This is a genomic window from Ochrobactrum sp. Marseille-Q0166, assembly GCF_014397025.1.
In the GTDB taxonomy this organism is placed as follows: domain Bacteria; phylum Pseudomonadota; class Alphaproteobacteria; order Rhizobiales; family Rhizobiaceae; genus Brucella.
This window is the reverse complement of record NZ_JACJUO010000001.1, coordinates 1,486,845-1,506,666: the sequence shown is the minus strand read 5'-3', so window position 1 is coordinate 1,506,666 and position 19,822 is coordinate 1,486,845. Positions and strand designations below refer to the sequence as shown.

The window sequence follows — 19,822 nt, the reverse complement described above, 5'->3', positions numbered from 1 at the left end:
GTTCCCTCCAGTCCTGGCATCTGAAAAAAGGCCGATGGTGAACCATCGGCCTTTTTATTTGAAACACGAAACGCCCTGATATCAATGGCATCAGGGCGTTTCCGTTATTCTTCGCCACCTGCAGCAGGTGCATCACCTTCAACTGCCGAGACGACTGGCTCAGACGAGCCGTTTTCTTCATCGCTTTCCGTTTCCGAAATGCGTTCGACCGAAACGACCTTTTCGCCGTCAGCTGTATTGAAGATCGTGACACCCTTGGTCGAGCGTCCAGCGATACGAATGCCACCGACCGGCACGCGGATCAGCTGACCGCCATCGGAAACCAGCAGGATCTGATCGCTTGCCTCGACCGGGAACAGAGCAACCAGCTTGCCGATTTCGTCGGTCTTCGACGTATCGGTTGCACGGATACCCTTACCGCCCCGGCCAGAGACGCGGAACTCATAGGAAGAAGAGCGCTTGCCGTAACCATATTCACTAACAGTGAGAACGGTTTGCTCACGAGCCTTCAGCTCGTGGTAGCGTTCCTCGTTGAGCTCAGTTTCATTTTCGACGTCTTCACCGACAACGACAATATCATCCGCATCATCCGCTCCCTGTGCACGACGTTCAGCAATAGAACGCTTCAGATAAGCCGCACGTTCAGCAGCATCTGCTTCTACGTGGTGAAGGATAGCCATCGAGATAACCTTATCGCCTTCCGCCAGATTGATACCGCGCACGCCAATCGAGTTTCGACCGGCAAAGACGCGCACATCCGTGACAGGGAAGCGAATGCACTGGCCACCAGCACAGGTCAGAAGCACATCGTCGAATTCCGTACAGGTATCGACCGAGAGGATTTCATCGCCCTCGTCTTCGAGCTTCATCGCGATCTTGCCATTGCGGTTGACCTGAACGAAGTCCGACAGCTTGTTACGGCGCACCGTACCACGCGTGGTCGAGAACATGACGTCGAGGTTTGCCCAGGATTCTTCATCCTCCGGCAGCGGCATGATCGTGGTAATGCGCTCGCCCTGCTGCAATGGCAGCATATTGATGAGTGCCTTGCCGCGCGACTGCGGATTACCGACTGGCAGACGCCAGACTTTTTCCTTGTAGACGATGCCGCGCGAGGAGAAGAACAGCACCGGCGTATGCGTATTGGCGACGAACAGACGGGTTACGAAATCCTCGTCCTTCGTTGCCATGCCGGAGCGGCCTTTGCCGCCACGACGCTGCGCACGATAGGTCGCCAGCGGCACGCGCTTGATGTAACCGGCGTGGCTGACGGTAACAACCATATCTTCACGAGCGATAAGGTCCTCATCATCCATTTCGGCACCGCCAAGACCAAACTCGGTACGGCGAGGCGTAGCGAACTCGTCACGAACAGCAATCATCTCTTCCTTGACGATTGTCATGACGCGAATGCGCGAACCGAGAATATCCAGATAATCGCGGATTTCTTCGCCGATCTTGTTCAGCTCATCCGCAACTTCATCGCGGCCAAGTGCTGTCAGGCGCTGCAAGCGAAGATCAAGAATAGCACGCGCCTGCTCTTCCGAGAGGTTATACGTGTTATCGTCGTTAATCGCATGACGTGGATCATCGATGAGACGGATCAGCGGTGCCACATCGGCGGCAGGCCAACGACGTTCCATCAACTGCTCACGCGCGGTTGCCGGGTCCGGCGCACGACGAATGAGTGCGATAATCTCGTCAATATTGGCAACCGCAATTGCAAGACCAACCAACACATGGGCGCGATCACGGGCCTTGTTGAGCAGGAACTTGGTGCGCCGCGTTACCACTTCTTCGCGGAACGCCACGAAAGCACGCAGCATGTCGAGCAGATTGAGCTGCTCGGGCTTGCCGCCGTTCAAAGCCACCATGTTGCAGCCAAAAGAGGTCTGCAGCGGCGTGTAGCGATAAAGCTGGTTCAGCACGACATCGGCAACGGCATCGCGCTTGAGTTCGACCACAACGCGATAACCATCGCGGTCCGATTCATCGCGCAGATCAGAAATGCCCTCGATACGCTTGTCGCGCACCAGTTCGGCCATTTTCTCGATCATCGAGGCCTTGTTCACCTGATATGGTATCTCAGTGATGATGATAGCTTCACGGTCGCCGCGCATTGGCTCAATCGCCACGCGACCACGCATAATAACGGAACCACGACCCGTGCTATAAGCCGAGTTGATGCCGGCACGCCCAAGGATAATACCACCGGTGGGGAAATCTGGACCAGGAATGATTTCCATGATTTCTTCCAGCTCGATAGCTGGATTGTCGATCAGCGCTACGCAACCATCAATGACTTCACCAAGATTGTGCGGCGGAATGTTGGTTGCCATACCGACCGCAATACCGCCCGAACCATTGACAAGCAGGTTTGGAAAGCGCGCAGGCAGAACTACCGGCTCTTTCTCTCGGCCATCATAGTTATCCTGAAAATCAACCGTATCCTTGTCGATGTCCGACAAAAGAGATTCAGTGACTTTCTCCAGACGGCATTCGGTATAACGCATCGCCGCTGGCGGATCGCCGTCGATGGAACCGAAATTACCCTGCCCATCAACCAGTGGATCACGCAAGGAAAAGTCCTGCGCCATACGCACCAAGGCATCATAAATAGAGGCGTCGCCATGCGGATGGTATTTACCCATCACTTCACCGATCACACCTGCCGATTTTCGGTAGGGGCGATTGTAAGCGAGGCTCATCTCATTCATGGCATGGAGAATACGACGATGCACTGGCTTCAAACCGTCGCGCACGTCTGGCAAGGCACGGCTCACGATAACGCTCATCGCGTAATCGAGATAGGAGCGCTGCATCTCCTCAATAATGGAAATCGGTTCGATACCTGTAGGGCCGCTCGGGCCGCCATTCATATCTTCGGAACCGGGTGGAGGCGTTAGATCTGACACTATTCAGATATCTTTCTCAACAGAATCGATAAAGTCACGTTATAAATTAAAATGGTGCAAAACGCCAATTTCGAGGCCAAATCGGGCCGCTAATTTCATCTACCTTATCAATAGCTTGAAAGATATTCACATAAACATCGCGCAATGATGTTGTCTAAGTCCATGCTTTGCATCGACCTCCCCCCTCCGATCAGCTACAATCTGTTCAACCATTCAGCTGCATCATTCTAAGAAAAGGGGCGAGTTTAGCATGGGGTTCTACGATACGGTTTTCAGCGCCTTCGTCACCCTGCTCGTCACCATCGATCCGCCCGGCCTTGCGCCGCTGTTTCTGGCACTCACTCCCGGTATGGATCGCAACCATCGCGGACAGGTAGCCCTACGCGCGTCCATCATCGGCTTCATCGTCATGGCGCTGTTCGCAATCGCTGGCGCACAGATACTCAGTATGTTTGGCATCAGCATTGGCGCTTTTCGTGTCGCAGGTGGTCTGTTGCTGTTCTGGATCGCTTTCGAGATGATTTTCGAAAAGCGAACCGAGCGTAAGGAAAAGAGCGCGGAAATTGCCATTACGAAGGACCACATCCGCAATATCGCCGCCTTCCCGTTGGCTATTCCGCTTATCGCTGGCCCAGGTGCTATTTCGGCTATCGTACTGACGTCGGATTCTTTTGACGGTGTTGGCCCACGCGCAGCGCTTCTTGGCGTTATCGCTGTGTGCCTGCTGATTACCTATGTTGTGTTGCTGCTCGCTGAACGTGTCGATCGGTTTCTTGGCGAAACAGGTCGTTCTATCCTAACCCGACTGCTCGGCGTGATCCTCGCAGCGCTTGCGGTACAGTTCGTTGCCGACGGTGTGCGGTCACTGATCAACGGCTGAAACTAGAGCATGTCTCCCCAAAGTGGGCACCGTCTTCACGGGGAAATCAGTTCACAGGACTGATTTCTGGTCCCGCTACGATGGGATAAAGACATGCGTAAAAACAAAGAATTAGAGCGAGCGCAGTGGATACGATTAAGCGCAACACGCTCTAATATGATAATTCACTTCAAAAATATAATCTAATATTATGATTTTGAAGCAACATTAATCAGATGATTGATGAACTTTCCTGCCGCTGACGCAATGTCTGCGGAGTTATCAATCGTGACGATATTTTCGTCCTGGTCATCAAAGCGTACTTCCCGCGCCAGACGCTTTTCGATCTGCTCGCGTGTTTCGCGGCCACGCAATGCAAGTCGCTCGGCGAGGACAGACGGCTGCGCAGTGATCAGAACGATAGAACGTGATTGATATTGCCTGCTTATATCCGCCAGCACCCTGCGCGATACATTGGCAATCACAACAGTGCCTTCTGCAAGTCTCGCATCCATTGATCGCGGCAAACCATAACGCAAGCCATGCGCTTGCCAGTGAAGTGCGTAAGCGCCCTCGTCCGCAGTTTTATCAAAGGATGTTACATCAAGGCTATCATGATCTTCACTACCGGACATTTTTGCTCGGGTAATGACCCGGCGCACAAAATGAAACCGCAGATCATCTTTCAGCGCCTCTCGCGCTGCATCCAGGATTGTATCTTTGCCAGCTCCACTCGGGCCGACAACGGCAACAAAACATCCCTGAGCACCAGAACCGGCCTGCATCACTTCAATCATAGCATTACGAGTTAGTATTTAAGACGATTTCTGGTTGCTTGAATAAAAAGAATAACAAGCAAAATAAGTAACTTGTAAAGCTCTTTTCAAATATCGATGTAACTAAAAAAGCGGGCGCTTAATGCGCCCGCCTTTTCATCAGAATGGAATTTCATCGTCGAGATCGCGGGAGAAACCGCCACCGCCCTGATTAGATGGGCCGGACGAACCAAAGTCATTACCACCACCGGAGTAATCGGACATCTGGTTGCGATTGCCACCGCCACCACCGCCGAACGAGCGACCCTCGCCGCCGCCTTCACCACGGCTGTCGAGCATTTGCAATTCGCCACGGAATTTTTGCAACACGATTTCAGTCGTATAACGGTCGTTGCCGTTCTGATCCTGCCATTTGCGGGTTTGCAGCGCGCCTTCGATATAAACCTTGGAGCCCTTCTTGAGGTACTGCTCGGCAACCTTGGCGAGATTTTCGTTGAAAATGACAACGCTGTGCCATTCAGTACGATCCTTGCGCTCACCGCTCTGACGGTCGCGCCAGCTTTCCGATGTCGCAATGCGCAAATTGGCAATCTGGTCGCCGGAATTGAGGCGACGAATTTCAGGATCGGCACCAAGATTGCCGACCAGAATGACTTTGTTGACACTACCAGCCATCGAAAACTTACTCCGGGTCTCGCAAACACACCTTCCCGATCATCTTCAACCGGATAGAACCGGATGTATTGAGAAAAGGGTGCTTTCCAAAATAAGGATCAGGCGCAACCATGCGCCATCACCAAAAACTCAGGAAACACTCTACAACACCCACTCTCCATGCGCTCTCACTGGAGGTGTTATTTTAATAGTGTTCCACAGAAGTTATGTTCTTGTTTTGTTCAAAATGCAATAACTACTGACAATTTTCAGCAGATAATTCCTGAGAGAACAGAGATAAGCCCTGCCGCTCACTGTTTCTTAGGCGCGCAGGGCTTGGGGTTGAGCAATGCTCTTATATCGACAGTACTTCGCCGATAAATCGTTTCGGAAATCTGAGGTACGAAACCACGTTTCCGCCCATGTTTCAAATTTTCTGCAATTACCTGTTTCAATCAAAAATACATCATTCCTTACAGATGAGGCAGCTATGATCGCAAGCAATTGTGCTTTCATCATTATGAAAGCTAGGCAACGTAGTCAGGTGGACTCATGCTCCTTTACCTCCCTGTTGCGTTAGCTCAACTGACTGGGCCTCTTTTCGATATCGATTCAGCCCTTTCGATATCTCCCCATTCAGCGAGTGATTATAGTTTGCTCCTGTCAGGAGTAACAGTCAACGCTCTTGCGTTCACATTTCGTATCGCCTATCAAAAGGCTGGTTGTTCGATCTTTGTTCTGGTGCTAAATCTGCATCCAACGATTGACCGGCCCCCTTTCCCTGGAAGGGGTTCATCCCCATATTATGGAGCGGCGCGACGACTATCGGCGCACGAACACTCCATGACATGACCAAACAGGCAGGACGCGGAATGAGCGATCAGAAATTCATTTCCATACGTGGCGCGCGTGAACACAATCTGAAAAATGTCGATCTAGATTTGCCACGCGACAAGCTGATCGTGATGACAGGTCTTTCAGGTTCCGGCAAATCATCGCTGGCCTTCGATACGATTTATGCGGAAGGTCAGCGCCGCTACGTCGAAAGCCTTTCGGCCTATGCGCGCCAGTTCCTTGAAATGATGCAAAAGCCGGATGTCGATCAGATCGACGGCCTGTCTCCTGCCATTTCCATTGAGCAGAAGACAACAAGCCGCAATCCCCGTTCGACTGTCGGCACCGTCACCGAAATCTACGACTACATGCGCCTGCTTTTCGCGCGTGTGGGCGTACCTTATTCGCCAGCTACCGGCCTGCCGATTGAGAGTCAGACAGTCAGCCAGATGGTTGATCGGGTGCTGGCATTTGAAGAAGGCACGCGTCTTTATATCCTCGCGCCGATCGTTCGCGGTCGCAAAGGCGAATACAAGAAAGAGCTGGCCGAGCTGCAGAAAAAGGGGTTTCAGCGCGTGAAGGTCGATGGCACCTTTTACGAAATCGCTGACGTTCCAGCGCTAGACAAAAAGTACAAACACGATATTGATGTAGTCGTGGACCGCGTTGTCGTGCGCGCCGATCTTGCGACCCGCCTTGCGGACAGTCTTGAAACCTGCCTCAAGCTCGCTGAAGGTCTGGCTATTGCTGAATTCGCTGATAAGCCATTATTGGCTGAAGACACATCGGCGGGCGGTAGTGCAAACAAATCGGCCAACGAGACGCATGAACGCGTGATGTTTTCGGAAAAATTCGCCTGCCCGGTTTCCGGCTTCACTATCCCGGAAATCGAGCCGCGCCTGTTTTCCTTCAATAATCCATTTGGCGCCTGCCCGACCTGTGACGGTCTTGGCACCCAGCAGGCGATTGATCCGAATCTGATTGTTCCCGACGAAAACTCTGCTCTCAAGGATGGAGCGATTGCGCCTTGGGCTCGCTCGTCTTCGCCTTATTACAATCAGACGCTAGAAGCGCTGGGCAAAGCCTATGGTTTTAAGGTTAGCGCCAAGTGGGTAGATCTTTCCGATGAAGCAAAGGATGCCATTCTCTATGGCACCAGGGGCAAGGAAATCACCTTCCAGTATGATGATGGCCTGCGCTCCTATCAGACCACCAAGGCTTTTGAGGGTGTGATTCCTAATCTCGAACGTCGCTGGAAAGAAACCGATTCCGCATGGTCGCGTGAGGAAATCGAACGCTTCATGTCTTCGACGCCCTGCCCGGCCTGTAAAGGCTTTCGCCTGAAACCGGAAGCACTGGCCGTCAAGGTTGGCATGAAGCACATCGGCGAAATCACCAGTATGTCGATCCGCAATGCGGATCAGTGGTTCCGCGATGTCGATGGCACATTCAACGACAAGCAGCGCGAAATTGCAGCCCGCATTCTCAAGGAAATCCGCGAACGTCTGGAATTCCTCAATGATGTCGGCCTTGACTATCTGACGCTGGCTCGTAACTCCGGAACGCTTTCGGGTGGTGAGAGCCAGCGCATTCGCCTCGCTTCGCAGATCGGCTCAGGTCTGACCGGTGTACTTTATGTACTTGATGAGCCGTCCATCGGCCTTCATCAGCGCGACAATGCCCGCCTTCTCGACACGCTTCGTCACTTACGCGATCTCGGCAATACCGTTATCGTGGTCGAGCATGATGAAGATGCGATTCTGACAGCGGACTATGTGGTCGATATCGGCCCGGCGGCTGGTGTTCATGGCGGCAAGATCATTGCGCAGGGCACACCGAAGGACGTTATGTCCAACCCGAATTCGCTGACCGGCAAATATTTGTCGGGCGTGATGGAAGTTGCTGTTCCTGCTGAGCGTCGCAAGCTCATCAAGAACAAGCGCATCCGGGTTGTCGGTGCGCGTGGTAACAATCTGAAGAATGTTTCAGCGGATATCCCGCTTGGTACATTTACGGCAGTTACCGGCGTGTCGGGCGGTGGCAAGTCCACTTTCCTGATCGAAACGCTGTTCAAGGCTGCTTCGCGCCGCATCATGGGTTCGCGTGAACATCCGGCAGAGCATGACCGCATCGAAGGCCTCGAATTCCTCGATAAAGTCATTGATATTGACCAATCGCCGATTGGCCGCACACCGCGCTCCAACCCGGCCACCTATACTGGCGCTTTCACGCCAATCCGCGACTGGTTTTCTGGGTTACCGGAAGCGAAAGCCCGCGGTTATCAGCCAGGACGATTCTCCTTCAACGTGAAGGGCGGTCGTTGTGAAGCCTGTCAGGGCGATGGTGTCATCAAGATCGAGATGCACTTCCTGCCGGATGTCTATGTCACCTGTGATGTCTGCCACGGCAAGCGCTACAATCGCGAAACGCTGGAAGTGCAGTTCAAAGGCAAATCGATTGCCGATGTTCTGGATATGACAGTTGAAGAAGGCGCTGAATTCTTCACAGCCGTTCCAGCCGTGCGCGACAAGCTTGAAACGCTTGTAAAAGTTGGCCTCGGCTATATCAAGGTCGGCCAGCAGGCAACGACACTTTCCGGTGGTGAAGCGCAACGCGTGAAACTTGCCAAGGAATTATCGCGCAAAGCCACAGGCAAAACGCTCTATATTCTTGATGAGCCGACAACCGGCCTACACTTTCACGACGTTGCAAAGCTTCTCGAAGTGCTGCACGAACTTGTCGAACAGGGCAATACGGTTGTGGTTATCGAGCACAATCTCGAAGTTATCAAGACTGCGGACTGGGTAATCGATCTCGGTCCGGAAGGTGGTGATGGCGGCGGAGAAATCGTTGCCGTTGGAAGACCGGAAGACATTGTGAAGGAAAAGCGTTCCTACACAGGCCAATTCCTGAAAGAACTTCTGGAGCGGCGCCCAAAGGGCAAGGCAGAAGCCGCTGAATAAATGCAAAGCCCGGAGGAAACTCCGGGCTTTTTGTTACTCGATAAAGCCAACAACCGGCCCATATCCGCCATGCCATGAGATGTCATTTTTTCCCATGACAGGATTAAAAATTCCTGCGCCACCGCCCCCATCGAGGAATAGTGCATTTGGGCATTTAAGTGCATCTCGAAACAGTGACGCGAAATCATAGAAATTCACTGCATCTTCGCTGATCGCAAAGCGAACGGTCTCATCGGTACAAACACCAACACCGCTTCTACGGGTGCGGTCTGTCGATCCTTTAATCAGAATCGGATTGAGCCTGTTCCTGTTAACCAGCATCGGTCCGGATTGAGTCGCAAAGCGCGCGTGCGGTCGATTTTTTAAAAACGTGTCGGTCGGCAAAATGCCAGCATTTTCATTATCAAAATAGAAAACACCATTGGGCTTTTTATAGAAGTTTGGAACTGGGCCTGAGGTGCGCTGAGGTGCTTTCGTATCGGCCGGAACCAGTTCCTGGCTCTCCTCTACATAGAGCCCCATAGGCGTGAAATCGACCTGATACATTCCCGCATTAAACGCGAACGATAGTGACTTGCCCTGTCCAGACACGGCATCTGCAATTTTCGAGAAATTGCGATAGGGCTCACCATCTGCGCCCTTCCAGAAAAGACGAAGATTCTCTTTGGCCTTGACCGTACAAATGATGAATTTTGTATCCTGAAAGACTTGCTCGTCACAGATTTTCGCTTGCGCCGAATGCATACCGATCAGCAATCCTGAAAGACCAATAACCAGGAGAGCCATACTCAATTTACGAAAGCGCATCGCGAAACCTCCCTTATTCAACATCATATATCGAACAAATGAAAAAAGCCCGGTCAAACCGGGCCTTCTCGCATAATTGAGCGCGATAATATCGCCTCAAATTACAGGATTAGCCGTTAACGGCATCCTTCAGGCCCTTGCCTGCCGAGAACTTCGGCACGTTGCGGGCAGGAATAGCAACTTCCTTGCCGGTCGAAGGATTGCGACCAGTCGAGGCAGCGCGATGCGAAACAGAGAAAACGCCAAAGCCTGGCAGACGCACTTCTTCACCAGCCTTGAGTGCACCAGTAACCGCTGCGAGTACAGCGTCAACAGCAGTTCCTGCGTCGGCCTTAGTCAAACCGCCCTTTTCCGCTACTGCGGCGACCAATTCGTTCTTGTTCATAGGCATTTCCTTTCTTTATCTACCGGAACGAATAACGCGACCGGATTGCGTGCAGTTTATTCAAATCGGTTGACAAACCAAGCCTGTCAACATGAAAAAACCCCGGAAAACCGGGGTTAAACACAGAAATGCCGGGCATTTAGCCCGGCATTCTATGCTTATGAGCAATTGGCAGCGATTAGTGTGCTGTTGAAACACCTGCTTCATCATCTACTGATGCGGATGCGACAGGCGTTTCCGGCTCTTTCCACTCAATCGGTTCCGGCTCACGAACCAATGCATGTTTCAGCACTTCACCGACTCGTGACACTGGAACGATTTCAAGATTGTTCTTCACATTGTCCGGAATATCCGCCAGATCCTTGGCGTTTTCTTCTGGGATCAGAACCTTCTTGATGCCGCCGCGCAATGCAGCAAGCAGCTTTTCCTTAAGACCTCCGATAGGCAGAACACGACCACGCAGTGTCACTTCGCCGGTCATCGCAATGTCCTTGCGGACAGGAATACCGGTCAGAACAGAGACAATTGCCGTAACCATGGCGATACCAGCCGATGGACCATCTTTTGGTGTCGCACCTTCCGGTACGTGAACGTGGATGTCGCGCTTGTCGAACAACGGAGGCTCGATACCGAAATCAACCGCCCGCGAGCGAACATAAGATGCCGCCGCAGAAATCGATTCCTTCATCACATCACGGAGATTACCCGTGACAGTCATGCGGCCCTTACCGGGCATCATAACACCTTCGATGGTCAGCAATTCGCCGCCAACTTCAGTCCATGCGAGACCTGTGACAACACCCACCTGGTCTTCACCTTCAGCCTGACCATAACGGAAACGCTCGACACCGAGATAATCGGAGAGGTTCTTGTCGGTGATCTTCACCGACTTTTTCTTCGACTTCAGAATCTCTGTCACGGCCTTACGTGCTAAGGTCATCATTTCACGTTCAAGGCTACGAACACCGGCTTCACGCGTGTAAAGACGGATAACGTTACGCAGCGCTTCGTCTGTGACCGAAAACTCCTTCGGCTGCAAAGCGTGGTCCTTGATCGCCTTTGGCAGCAGGTGCCGCTTGGCAATCTCGAGCTTCTCATCTTCGGTGTAACCGGCAATACGGATGACCTCCATACGGTCCAGAAGCGGACCCGGAATATTCAGCGTATTGGCAGTCGTCACGAACATGACATTCGACAGATCATATTCAACCTCAAGGTAGTGATCCATGAAGGTTGAGTTCTGTTCTGGGTCCAGCACCTCAAGCATTGCCGAAGACGGATCGCCACGGAAATCCTGACCCATCTTGTCGATTTCATCGAGCAGGAAGAGCGGGTTGGACTTCTTCGCCTTCTTCATCGACTGGATGACCTTACCGGGCATCGAACCGATGTAAGTGCGGCGGTGACCCCGGATTTCGGCCTCGTCACGCACGCCACCGAGCGACATACGGACATATTCACGACCAGTAGCCTTGGCAATCGAACGGGCGAGCGAGGTCTTACCGACGCCGGGAGGTCCAACGAGGCAGAGGATTGGGCCTTTGATTTTAGTCGAGCGAGCCTGCACTGCGAGATATTCGACAATGCGTTCCTTGACCTTGTCGAGACCGAAATGCTCGTCATCAAGCACTTCCTCAGCAAAGTTCAAATCCTGCTTGACCTTGGATTTCTTGCCCCAAGGAATAGACAGCAACCAGTCGAGATAGTTGCGAACAACAGTTGCTTCAGCTGACATCGGGCTCATGCTGCGCAGCTTCTTCAGCTCAGCCTGTGCCTTCTCGCGTGCTTCCTTAGAAAGCTTGGTCTTGTTGATGCGTTCTTCGAGTTCAGCCGCTTCATCGCGACCATCCTCACCATCACCAAGCTCCTTCTGAATCGCCTTCATCTGCTCGTTGAGGTAATATTCGCGCTGGGTCTTTTCCATCTGGCGCTTAACGCGGCCACGGATGCGCTTTTCAACCTGAAGAACAGAGATTTCGGATTCCATGAAAGCAAGCGCCTTCTCAAGGCGCTCACGCACCGAGAGAATCGACAGCATTTCCTGTTTTTCAGGAATCTTGATAGCGAGATGTGAAGCAACTGTATCGGCAAGCTTGGAATAGTCGTCTATCTGACTGGCCGCACCAACCACTTCCGGCGAAATCTTCTTGTTCAGCTTGACGTAGTTTTCAAAATCGGAAACCACCGAACGGGCCAGAGCCTCAACTTCAACGGCATCTTCTTCCGGCTCTGGCAGCGCCACCGCAAAAGCTTCGTGATAATCCTCACGATCGGTAAACTTGGAAATCTTGGCGCGCGCGGTACCCTCAACGAGAACCTTGACGGTACCGTCTGGCAGCTTGAGAAGCTGCAACACATTTGCGATCGTGCCGATTTCATAAATTGCATCCGGTGCCGGATCGTCATCAGCCGCGTTTTTCTGCGTCGCGAGCAGAATCTGCTTGTCGACACCCATCACTTCTTCAAGTGCCTTGATAGACTTTTCACGTCCAACAAACAGCGGAACAATCATATGGGGGAAGACTACGATATCGCGCAACGGCAGAACGGCATAAAGCCCGTCTTCGCCGCCCACTTGGGTCTTCTGTTCAATACCCGTCATTATTCAGTCCTTTCTCAGGTCATTCGACCCGATTGCCACAAGTTATGGCCCCTTTCATTATGAGGCAGTCCACAACTAGTGCTTCGGTCCATAATTGGAGTGTCGAACTCCTAAATTCAAGCTGCTTTAAGGGGCAGCATTCATAGAATCGTCATCTATCCTGCGCCGTCACAGGAATTTGTACAACAACAAGCGCTCATTGTATTCAGCATCGACCAAGACATAGACAAGAAAAAGGCCGCTTGCGCGACCTTTTCCAACAAATCTGGCAATCACTGCACTGGCGTTAAGCCGACGCGTTGCCCTTTTCGTCCTGCCGCTCAGCATAGATATAAAGCGGACGAGCGCTGCCATCTACCACATCACCGGAAATGACCACTTCCTGCACGCCTTCAAGCGTTGGCAGCTCGAACATTGTGTCGAGCAGGATCTTTTCCATGATCGAGCGAAGACCACGAGCACCGGTCTTGCGTTCGACTGCCTTGTTGGCAATCGCACGCAGAGCATCGTCGTGGAAGCTGAGCTCAACATTTTCCATGTCGAACAAACGCTGATACTGCTTCACGAGCGCATTCTTTGGCTCGGTGAGGATCTGCACCAATGCATCCACATCCAGATCTTCCAGAGTGGCGATGACAGGCAAACGCCCGACGAATTCCGGAATGAGGCCGAATTTCAGAAGATCTTCAGGTTCCAGTTCCTTGAACACGTCACCAATACGACGCTCATCTACCGACTTGACATGGGCACCGAAACCAATCGAGGTCTTCTCGCCGCGTGCCGAGATGATTTTGTCGAGACCAGCAAAAGCGCCACCGCAGATGAACAGGATGTTCGTCGTATCCACTTGCAGGAATTCCTGCTGCGGATGCTTGCGACCACCCTGCGGCGGTACGGAGGCAACGGTGCCTTCCATGATCTTCAGAAGCGCCTGCTGAACACCTTCGCCCGACACATCGCGAGTGATCGAAGGATTGTCCGACTTACGACTGATCTTGTCGACTTCATCGATATAAACGATGCCGCGCTGTGCGCGTTCAACGTTGTAATCTGCCGACTGGAGCAGCTTCAGAATGATGTTTTCGACATCTTCACCGACATAGCCGGCTTCTGTGAGCGTCGTGGCATCAGCCATGGTGAACGGCACATCGATAATGCGTGCGAGTGTCTGAGCAAGATAGGTCTTACCGCAACCCGTTGGGCCAACCAACAGAATGTTGGACTTCGCCAATTCGATGTCGTTGCTCTTCGACTGATGTGCCAGACGCTTGTAATGATTGTGCACAGCAACCGAAAGAACGCGCTTCGCATCTTTCTGGCCGATGACATAATCGTCGAGAACGTCCTTTATTTCCTGCGGCGTAGGTACACCTTCGCGCGACTTCACCATCGAGGTTTTGTTTTCCTCGCGAATGATGTCCATGCAAAGTTCGACGCACTCGTCACAGATAAATACGGTCGGGCCTGCAATCAGCTTACGAACTTCATGCTGGCTTTTGCCACAGAACGAGCAATAAAGCGTATTCTTTGAATCGCCGCCGCTGTTGCTGACTTTGCTCATTGCAGTTTCCTTTCAATTGACCGAAACGAACCACAGCCGTCCGTGTCCATTTCAATCGTTTCTTCCGGTTTGGACCCATTCAGGAAGCAAAACACCGTTACCTGAGGCTCCATCAGCAGCCTTTACGCGCTGCTCAAAGTCTTCTGGATTCCAGTCACCGCAGGTTTCCCGACCGAAGAAGCCTGTTCCGGTGACTTTTGCAGAACCTCAGTCAGGGAACAAATGAAAAATCACGTTCGCCATTGAGATTCGGCATAATCTGAACAATTTTAGCGCCTGGAACCCAAACAGATGCTTAACGCAATGCGTTAACCTTTACGTAGGGCCACGAAATAAGCCACTTTTGTGGCAAAAGGCACTAAAATATGAAAAGGCAGACCGACTGCCTCCTCGAATTACTTGGTTTCTTCAACGCTCACTTCACGCGATTCGATGACCTTGTCGATCAAACCAAACTCAAGAGCTTCTTGCGCTGTCATGAAATGATCGCGATCAAGCGTCCGTTCGATTGTCTCATAATCGCGACCGGTGTGCTTGACATAAATCTCGTTCAGGCGACGCTTCATCTTGATGATGTCCTGCGCGTGACGCTCGATATCCGACGCCTGCCCCTGGAAACCGCCTGAAGGCTGATGAACCATAATACGGGCATTTGGCAACGCATAACGCTGGCCGGTGGCACCAGCAGTGAGGAGCAGCGAGCCCATGGAAGCAGCCTGCCCCATGCAGAGCGTGGAAACAGGAGGCTTGATGAATTGCATCGTGTCATAAATCGCCATGCCGGACGTGACTACGCCACCGGGCGAATTGATGTACATGTTGATCTCCTTCTTCGGGTTTTCAGACTCGAGGAAGAGCAACTGCGCGCAGATCAACATCGACATGCCATCTTCGACAGGACCATTGACGAAGATGATGCGTTCTTTCAGCAAGCGCGAGAAGATATCATAGGCCCGCTCACCACGGTTGGTCTGCTCAACCACCATTGGCACAAGGTTCATGACGGTTTCAATGGGATCTCTCATTATGGGCCTCTGCATATTTATGGCGAATATGAATCGTATGGATGTTCCATACATAGGGCTTTGCAGCCCTGTTCCGCAAGATGTCGATCAATCCCCGTCGGAATCCTGAACGACAGGCTTAATACCGCGTTTCTCATCAAGCATCTTGCGAGCCGTTTCGGTCAGTCGAGCCTGAATACGAACAGATCCATCTTCCAGATCTTCACGTTCCACATCACTGCCGTGCAGATAAATCCAGTCGAGGATACGAAGCTCGGACGGCAAAAGTACAACATCAACAATGCCAAGTGCGCCTGCAATGCGGGTCTCGATCAGCGATAGCAACCTGTCAACGCCTTCGCCCGTCCAGGCTGAAAGCGGGATCGGACGTCCCTCCTCGCTGCCTGCAGCAGCCAGGCGGAAAGCCGCTTCACGGCCAGCTTCGTCCAGATTGTCGATCTTGTTCCATATCTGGATCACGCGCTTATGATCATGGGGCTCAACGTCGAGACCAGCCAGAATGCTTTCCACATCTTCCGCCTGTGCTGCATTGTCGGGATCGGAAATGTCGCGCACATGTAGAATCAGATCCGCTTCAACCACTTCTTCCAGTGTTGCACGGAATGCAGCAACCAGATGGTGCGGAAGGTTCGAAATAAAGCCCACCGTATCCGAGAGAATGACCGTCTCGCCGTGCGGCAAACGAATACGACGCAATGTCGGGTCAAGCGTGGCAAACAGCATGTCTTCGGCCAGCACGTCAGCGCCGGTCATACGGTTGAACAGCGTGGATTTGCCCGCATTGGTATAGCCAACGAGCGCAACAACCGGATGCGGCACCTTGCGTCGCTTCTGCCGGTGCAGTGTACGGGTACGCACAACCGTTTCAAGCTCGCGCTTGATCTTCAAAATCTTGTCTTGAAGCATACGCCTGTCGGCTTCGATTTGCGTTTCACCCGGACCACCAAGGAAGCCACCGCCACCGCGCTGACGCTCAAGGTGGGTCCAGCTTCTAACCAAGCGGCCCTTCTGATAATTGAGATGCGCAAGTTCAACCTGCAACGCCCCTTCCTTGGTGCGCGCTCTCTCACCGAAAATCTCGAGAATGAGGCCGGTACGGTCAATGACCTTGACATTCCATTCTTTTTCAAGATTGCGCTGTTGCACAGGCGTCAGCGCATGATCGACGATAACAAGGCCTATCGATTTTTCTTCGAGGATTTCGGCAATCGCCTCAACCTTGCCGGTTCCCAAAAGCGTTGCCGGCCGAGGCTGACTGACGATTACGTTTTCAGCATGGGCAATTTCCAGATCGATAGCACGCGCGAGACCAATGGCTTCCTCCAGCCGCGCTTCATTGGAGCGCTGAAACTGGGGGCGTTCGCCTTCTTCACTCGCAGTGCTTGTATTGTGTCGTTCTGGTAAAATCGGAACGATTACCGCCGCTCTGGTGGGTTCTGGTTCAGACACACCAAACCCCTTATTTTCATCGGCAGGCGATACATTCTTATCTTTGTATTTAGACAAATAAACTAACTCCGGGATACGGAACGAACTATCCAGCAGATAGGTCTCCGCACTTGCGGTTTCAAACAGAAGACGCCCCGGTTAATCAAATCATGATCCTAGAGGCCCAAGCCTGATGCGGATTTGAATCGAAAAAACTGGAGCGGTGTGACTTTTCAAGAGATCACCACGCTCCAGTATAAAACTGGTCAGTTATAAACTGAGAAGCGTCAGGCTTCCTCACCCTCAAACATCTGTACCGGCTGGCTCGGCATAATGGTCGAAATTGCATGCTTGTAAACAAGCTGCGAATGACCATCGCGACGCAGCAATACGCAGAAATTGTCAAACGAAGTCACGATACCCGTGAGTTTCACGCCATTGATAAGGAAAATGGTCAGTGAAATTTTCTGCTTGCGTACAGAATTGAGAAAAAGGTCTTGAAGATTTTGCGATCGTTCAGCCATTGTTTTTATTCCTTTAATCGATCAGCAGTTTGTTCGCTCATGCCAGACGAACACGCGCACACATATAAATCAAGCTCCCGAGCCGACCAAAACCGGTTGCTACTGGCAATTGCTGTGGAAAGACAACTGCTTCGCTCTTAAGCTTCGGTTAACAGGATGGGAATCTTTGCGCAACCAGCAAATTTAAAACTCGATATGCAATTATTTCTGGGGTTGCAACAGATGAGCGCTATTTCACCTCAGTAGAAATCGGCTCACCAATCATCGGTTTCACGCGATCAATCGCCCACATATAGAAACTGCCCGGCTGCATCGAGACAACTTCCTTGTGCTTCTTGTGTATATGAAAGCCAATGAAATCAGGGTGTTTCGTCGGTTCTAACCCATAAGCAGGATCGTAAATCCGAGTCGCCTCCTTGCCAACCCAATAGTAGAAGTTCTCTTGAGGAGCAGCACTTCTGAAAATGCCATACTTGCGCGCCAGCCTTGATATACCATCATTACCGAAAATCGTAATCCCGATCGCAGCCGGTGTGACTTCCTTACCAATCAGACGATAGTATAATGGCCGCAGCTTGCCACGACGCAGTCCAAGCCAGCGCGGCAATGGATAGTTACCCGCCACATAGTCTTCAAATTCGCGAATAATCGGGTGATCATGCGGCAGGTAAAGTGCGGAAACACCAACGCGAAAGTGATTCTCGCGTGCCAGGTATGGCTTTGATGGGTCGGGATGAAACTGCTTGAGAAGATAGACATCCGTATCGAGCCAAACACCCTGCTGATGCTTCATCAGCATGATACGGAAAATATCGCTGAACTGAACGATCGTCGTACGGCTGCGAAGATTTGGATAACTAGGATCGAGCCGCTTAAACACTTGTTCAGGCAAAATGGTGCTAGCATCATGCAATTCGACGCCGTTGGGAACATTTTCAATAGGCGCATATGAAAACAGCTTCACATGCTGACCAGTCATCACCATAGACGCGAGACAAATACGATCGACATCACGCAATCGCGGCCCGTACCAGAAAGTGCAGATATCCATTAAAGCCACCGGGCAAGAAATTTAGGCATTTATTGGAGCTTAAATCAGAAGAATTCAAGGCTCACGCGGAACATTTGCTCCACATACTTGATAGCATCAGCAGTCGCGAAAATCACAACACGATCTTTCGGCTTTATGCGGACGTCGCCATTCGGCTGGATAACCTGGCCGTCACGATAGATCGCACCAATTCGAAGGCCTTCCGGCAGATCGAGATCCCGAAGCGGTGCTCCTACAAGCGATGACGTCTCAAGCGCTTCCGCCTCAATGATTTCAGCCATGTCGCGATAGATACTATAGACAGCTCGAATTCGTCCGCGCCTTACATGCTGCAATATCTTCGATACGGTAACAGCCTTTGGATCAATATAGGCATCAATACCGACCATGTGAGTGAAATCCTGATAGCCGGTTGTATTGATAAGAGCCATATTCGACTTGCATCCCAAGCGCTTCGCCATGATGCTGGAGAGAATATTCACCTGATCCTGATTGGTCAGTGCCACAAAAAGATCGGCATCTTCAATATCGGCCTCCTGCAACAAAGCCTGATCAAGTGCACTCCCGTGCAGAACCATGGTCCGGTTTAACTGATCTGCAATGGCAAAAGCACGCTCGTGCTCGCTTTCAATCATTTTTATGCGTGTATGCCATTTACGCTCTTCAATAGCTTTGGCGACATAAAGCCCAATATTACCACCGCCCGCGATGACAATGCGATGTGCTTCCGGTTTCTCATGCCCGAACAATGATAGCGTTCTGCGAACCTGTTCACGAGTCGTCACAACATAAGCCAAATCACCGGCGTTGAGTTGGTCGCCCGAACGCGGAATAAACAGGCTGCCATTACGCACGACACCCACCACTGTCGCCGCCAAGTCAGGAAAAAGATCGGATAACTGCTTCAAAGGCGTATTGATGACCGGACACTCATCCAGACATTCGATTGCGAGGCCAATGATCTTTTCATCGGCAAAACGCAAAACATCCGTTGCTCCCTGCAATGCAATACGACGAAGAACAACCTCACCAACTTCCAATTCCGGTGAGATAATGACATCGATCGGCAGATTTTCACGCAGGAACAAGTCCTGATATTCAGCCTTAAGATAAGACTGGGCGCGAATACGGGCGATTTTGGTCGGAACATTAAAAACCGAGTGCGCCACCTGACAAGCCACCATGTTGACTTCATCAGATAGCGTCACAGCAATAATCATATCAGCTTCGTTTGCACCAGCCGCAGCCAGTACATCCGGTTGCGATCCATGGCCGACAAATCCACGAACATCAAGCGTATCGCGCACAATCTCAATGTGACGAGCAGACGTATCAATGACGGAAACGTCATTTTGCTCGGCAGCGAGCCGCTCGGCTATACCGTAACCGACCTGCCCTGCTCCGCACACGATTACACGCATATCTAACCGCCTACTTG

14 protein-coding genes are annotated in these 19,822 nt (G+C 51.8%); 2 read left to right on the top strand and 12 right to left on the bottom strand.

All coding sequences use genetic code 11. The features are described 5' to 3' along the window. Positions 1-104: 104 nt before the first annotated feature. Positions 105-2,879, bottom strand: coding sequence for a DNA gyrase subunit A (gene gyrA, locus H5024_RS07175; RefSeq protein ID WP_187546681.1), 2,775 nt, complete (start codon positions 2,877-2,879; stop codon positions 105-107). Positions 2,880-3,165: 286 nt separating this feature from the next. On the opposite strand from gyrA, the gene H5024_RS07170 reads away from it, so the two are divergent. Continuing rightward, complete coding sequence (locus H5024_RS07170) at positions 3,166-3,795, top strand: MarC family protein (protein ID WP_187544835.1); 630 nt, start codon at positions 3,166-3,168, stop codon at positions 3,793-3,795. Between the two features lie 188 nt (positions 3,796-3,983). On the opposite strand, the gene phnN is transcribed toward H5024_RS07170, so the two are convergent. Beyond that, positions 3,984-4,559 (bottom strand): phosphonate metabolism protein/1,5-bisphosphokinase (PRPP-forming) PhnN, encoded by a 576-nt coding sequence (gene phnN, locus H5024_RS07165; protein WP_187544832.1) that lies wholly within the window; start codon positions 4,557-4,559, stop codon positions 3,984-3,986. Between the two features lie 150 nt (positions 4,560-4,709). Next, the gene (locus tag H5024_RS07160) at positions 4,710-5,225 is read right to left on the bottom strand and encodes a single-stranded DNA-binding protein (RefSeq protein ID WP_187544830.1); all 516 of its coding nucleotides are present in this window, start codon (positions 5,223-5,225) and stop codon (positions 4,710-4,712) included. Positions 5,226-6,076: 851 nt separating this feature from the next. Here H5024_RS07160 and uvrA point away from each other — a divergent pair. Then, complete coding sequence (gene uvrA / locus H5024_RS07155) at positions 6,077-9,001, top strand: excinuclease ABC subunit UvrA (protein ID WP_187544827.1); 2,925 nt, start codon at positions 6,077-6,079, stop codon at positions 8,999-9,001. Between the two features lie 33 nt (positions 9,002-9,034). On the opposite strand, the gene H5024_RS07150 is transcribed toward uvrA, so the two are convergent. The 9 genes from H5024_RS07150 to trkA form a co-directional block, all read right to left on the bottom strand. Beyond that, on the bottom strand, positions 9,035-9,808 hold the full coding sequence (locus H5024_RS07150) for a phosphodiester glycosidase family protein (protein WP_187544825.1): 774 nt from the start codon (positions 9,806-9,808) through the stop codon (positions 9,035-9,037). Between the two features lie 109 nt (positions 9,809-9,917). Next, the gene (locus H5024_RS07145; protein WP_006470422.1) at positions 9,918-10,193 is read right to left on the bottom strand and encodes an HU family DNA-binding protein; all 276 of its coding nucleotides are present in this window, start codon (positions 10,191-10,193) and stop codon (positions 9,918-9,920) included. A gap of 178 nt (positions 10,194-10,371) precedes the next feature. After that, positions 10,372-12,795, bottom strand: a complete 2,424-nt coding sequence (gene lon, locus H5024_RS07140; protein ID WP_187544823.1) for an endopeptidase La — start codon at positions 12,793-12,795, stop codon at positions 10,372-10,374. Between the two features lie 286 nt (positions 12,796-13,081). Continuing rightward, positions 13,082-14,356 (bottom strand): ATP-dependent Clp protease ATP-binding subunit ClpX, encoded by a 1,275-nt coding sequence (gene clpX / locus H5024_RS07135; protein WP_187544821.1) that lies wholly within the window; start codon positions 14,354-14,356, stop codon positions 13,082-13,084. Positions 14,357-14,751: 395 nt separating this feature from the next. Then, on the bottom strand, positions 14,752-15,381 hold the full coding sequence (clpP, locus tag H5024_RS07130) for an ATP-dependent Clp endopeptidase proteolytic subunit ClpP (RefSeq protein WP_187544819.1): 630 nt from the start codon (positions 15,379-15,381) through the stop codon (positions 14,752-14,754). A gap of 87 nt (positions 15,382-15,468) precedes the next feature. Beyond that, positions 15,469-16,887, bottom strand: a complete 1,419-nt coding sequence (hflX, locus tag H5024_RS07125) for a GTPase HflX (protein WP_187544817.1) — start codon at positions 16,885-16,887, stop codon at positions 15,469-15,471. Between the two features lie 209 nt (positions 16,888-17,096). After that, on the bottom strand, positions 17,097-17,333 hold the full coding sequence (hfq, locus tag H5024_RS07120) for an RNA chaperone Hfq (protein WP_002964239.1): 237 nt from the start codon (positions 17,331-17,333) through the stop codon (positions 17,097-17,099). Positions 17,334-17,562: 229 nt separating this feature from the next. Then, positions 17,563-18,384 carry a glycosyltransferase gene (locus tag H5024_RS07115; RefSeq protein WP_187544815.1) on the bottom strand — a complete coding sequence of 274 codons (822 nt, stop codon included), beginning with the start codon at positions 18,382-18,384 and terminating at the stop codon, positions 17,563-17,565. 44 nt (positions 18,385-18,428) lie between these two features. Next, positions 18,429-19,805 carry a Trk system potassium transporter TrkA gene (gene trkA, locus H5024_RS07110; RefSeq protein ID WP_187544812.1) on the bottom strand — a complete coding sequence of 459 codons (1,377 nt, stop codon included), beginning with the start codon at positions 19,803-19,805 and terminating at the stop codon, positions 18,429-18,431. Positions 19,806-19,822 lie beyond the last annotated feature (17 nt).

Coding starts and splice junctions, on each gene's coding strand:
- H5024_RS07150 (WP_187544825.1), bottom strand. CDS start 9,808: ATGCGCTTTCGTAAATTGAGTATGGCTCTCCTGGTTATTGGTCTTTCA.
- H5024_RS07170 (WP_187544835.1), top strand. CDS start 3,166: ATGGGGTTCTACGATACGGTTTTCAGCGCCTTCGTCACCCTGCTCGTC.
- hfq (WP_002964239.1), bottom strand. CDS start 17,333: ATGGCTGAACGATCGCAAAATCTTCAAGACCTTTTTCTCAATTCTGTA.
- H5024_RS07115 (WP_187544815.1), bottom strand. CDS start 18,384: ATGGATATCTGCACTTTCTGGTACGGGCCGCGATTGCGTGATGTCGAT.
- clpX (WP_187544821.1), bottom strand. CDS start 14,356: ATGAGCAAAGTCAGCAACAGCGGCGGCGATTCAAAGAATACGCTTTAT.
- H5024_RS07160 (WP_187544830.1), bottom strand. CDS start 5,225: ATGGCTGGTAGTGTCAACAAAGTCATTCTGGTCGGCAATCTTGGTGCC.
- lon (WP_187544823.1), bottom strand. CDS start 12,795: ATGACGGGTATTGAACAGAAGACCCAAGTGGGCGGCGAAGACGGGCTT.
- phnN (WP_187544832.1), bottom strand. CDS start 4,559: ATGCAGGCCGGTTCTGGTGCTCAGGGATGTTTTGTTGCCGTTGTCGGC.
- clpP (WP_187544819.1), bottom strand. CDS start 15,381: ATGAGAGATCCCATTGAAACCGTCATGAACCTTGTGCCAATGGTGGTT.
- uvrA (WP_187544827.1), top strand. CDS start 6,077: ATGAGCGATCAGAAATTCATTTCCATACGTGGCGCGCGTGAACACAAT.
- gyrA (WP_187546681.1), bottom strand. CDS start 2,879: ATGAATGGCGGCCCGAGCGGCCCTACAGGTATCGAACCGATTTCCATT.
- H5024_RS07145 (WP_006470422.1), bottom strand. CDS start 10,193: ATGAACAAGAACGAATTGGTCGCCGCAGTAGCGGAAAAGGGCGGTTTG.
- trkA (WP_187544812.1), bottom strand. CDS start 19,805: ATGCGTGTAATCGTGTGCGGAGCAGGGCAGGTCGGTTACGGTATAGCC.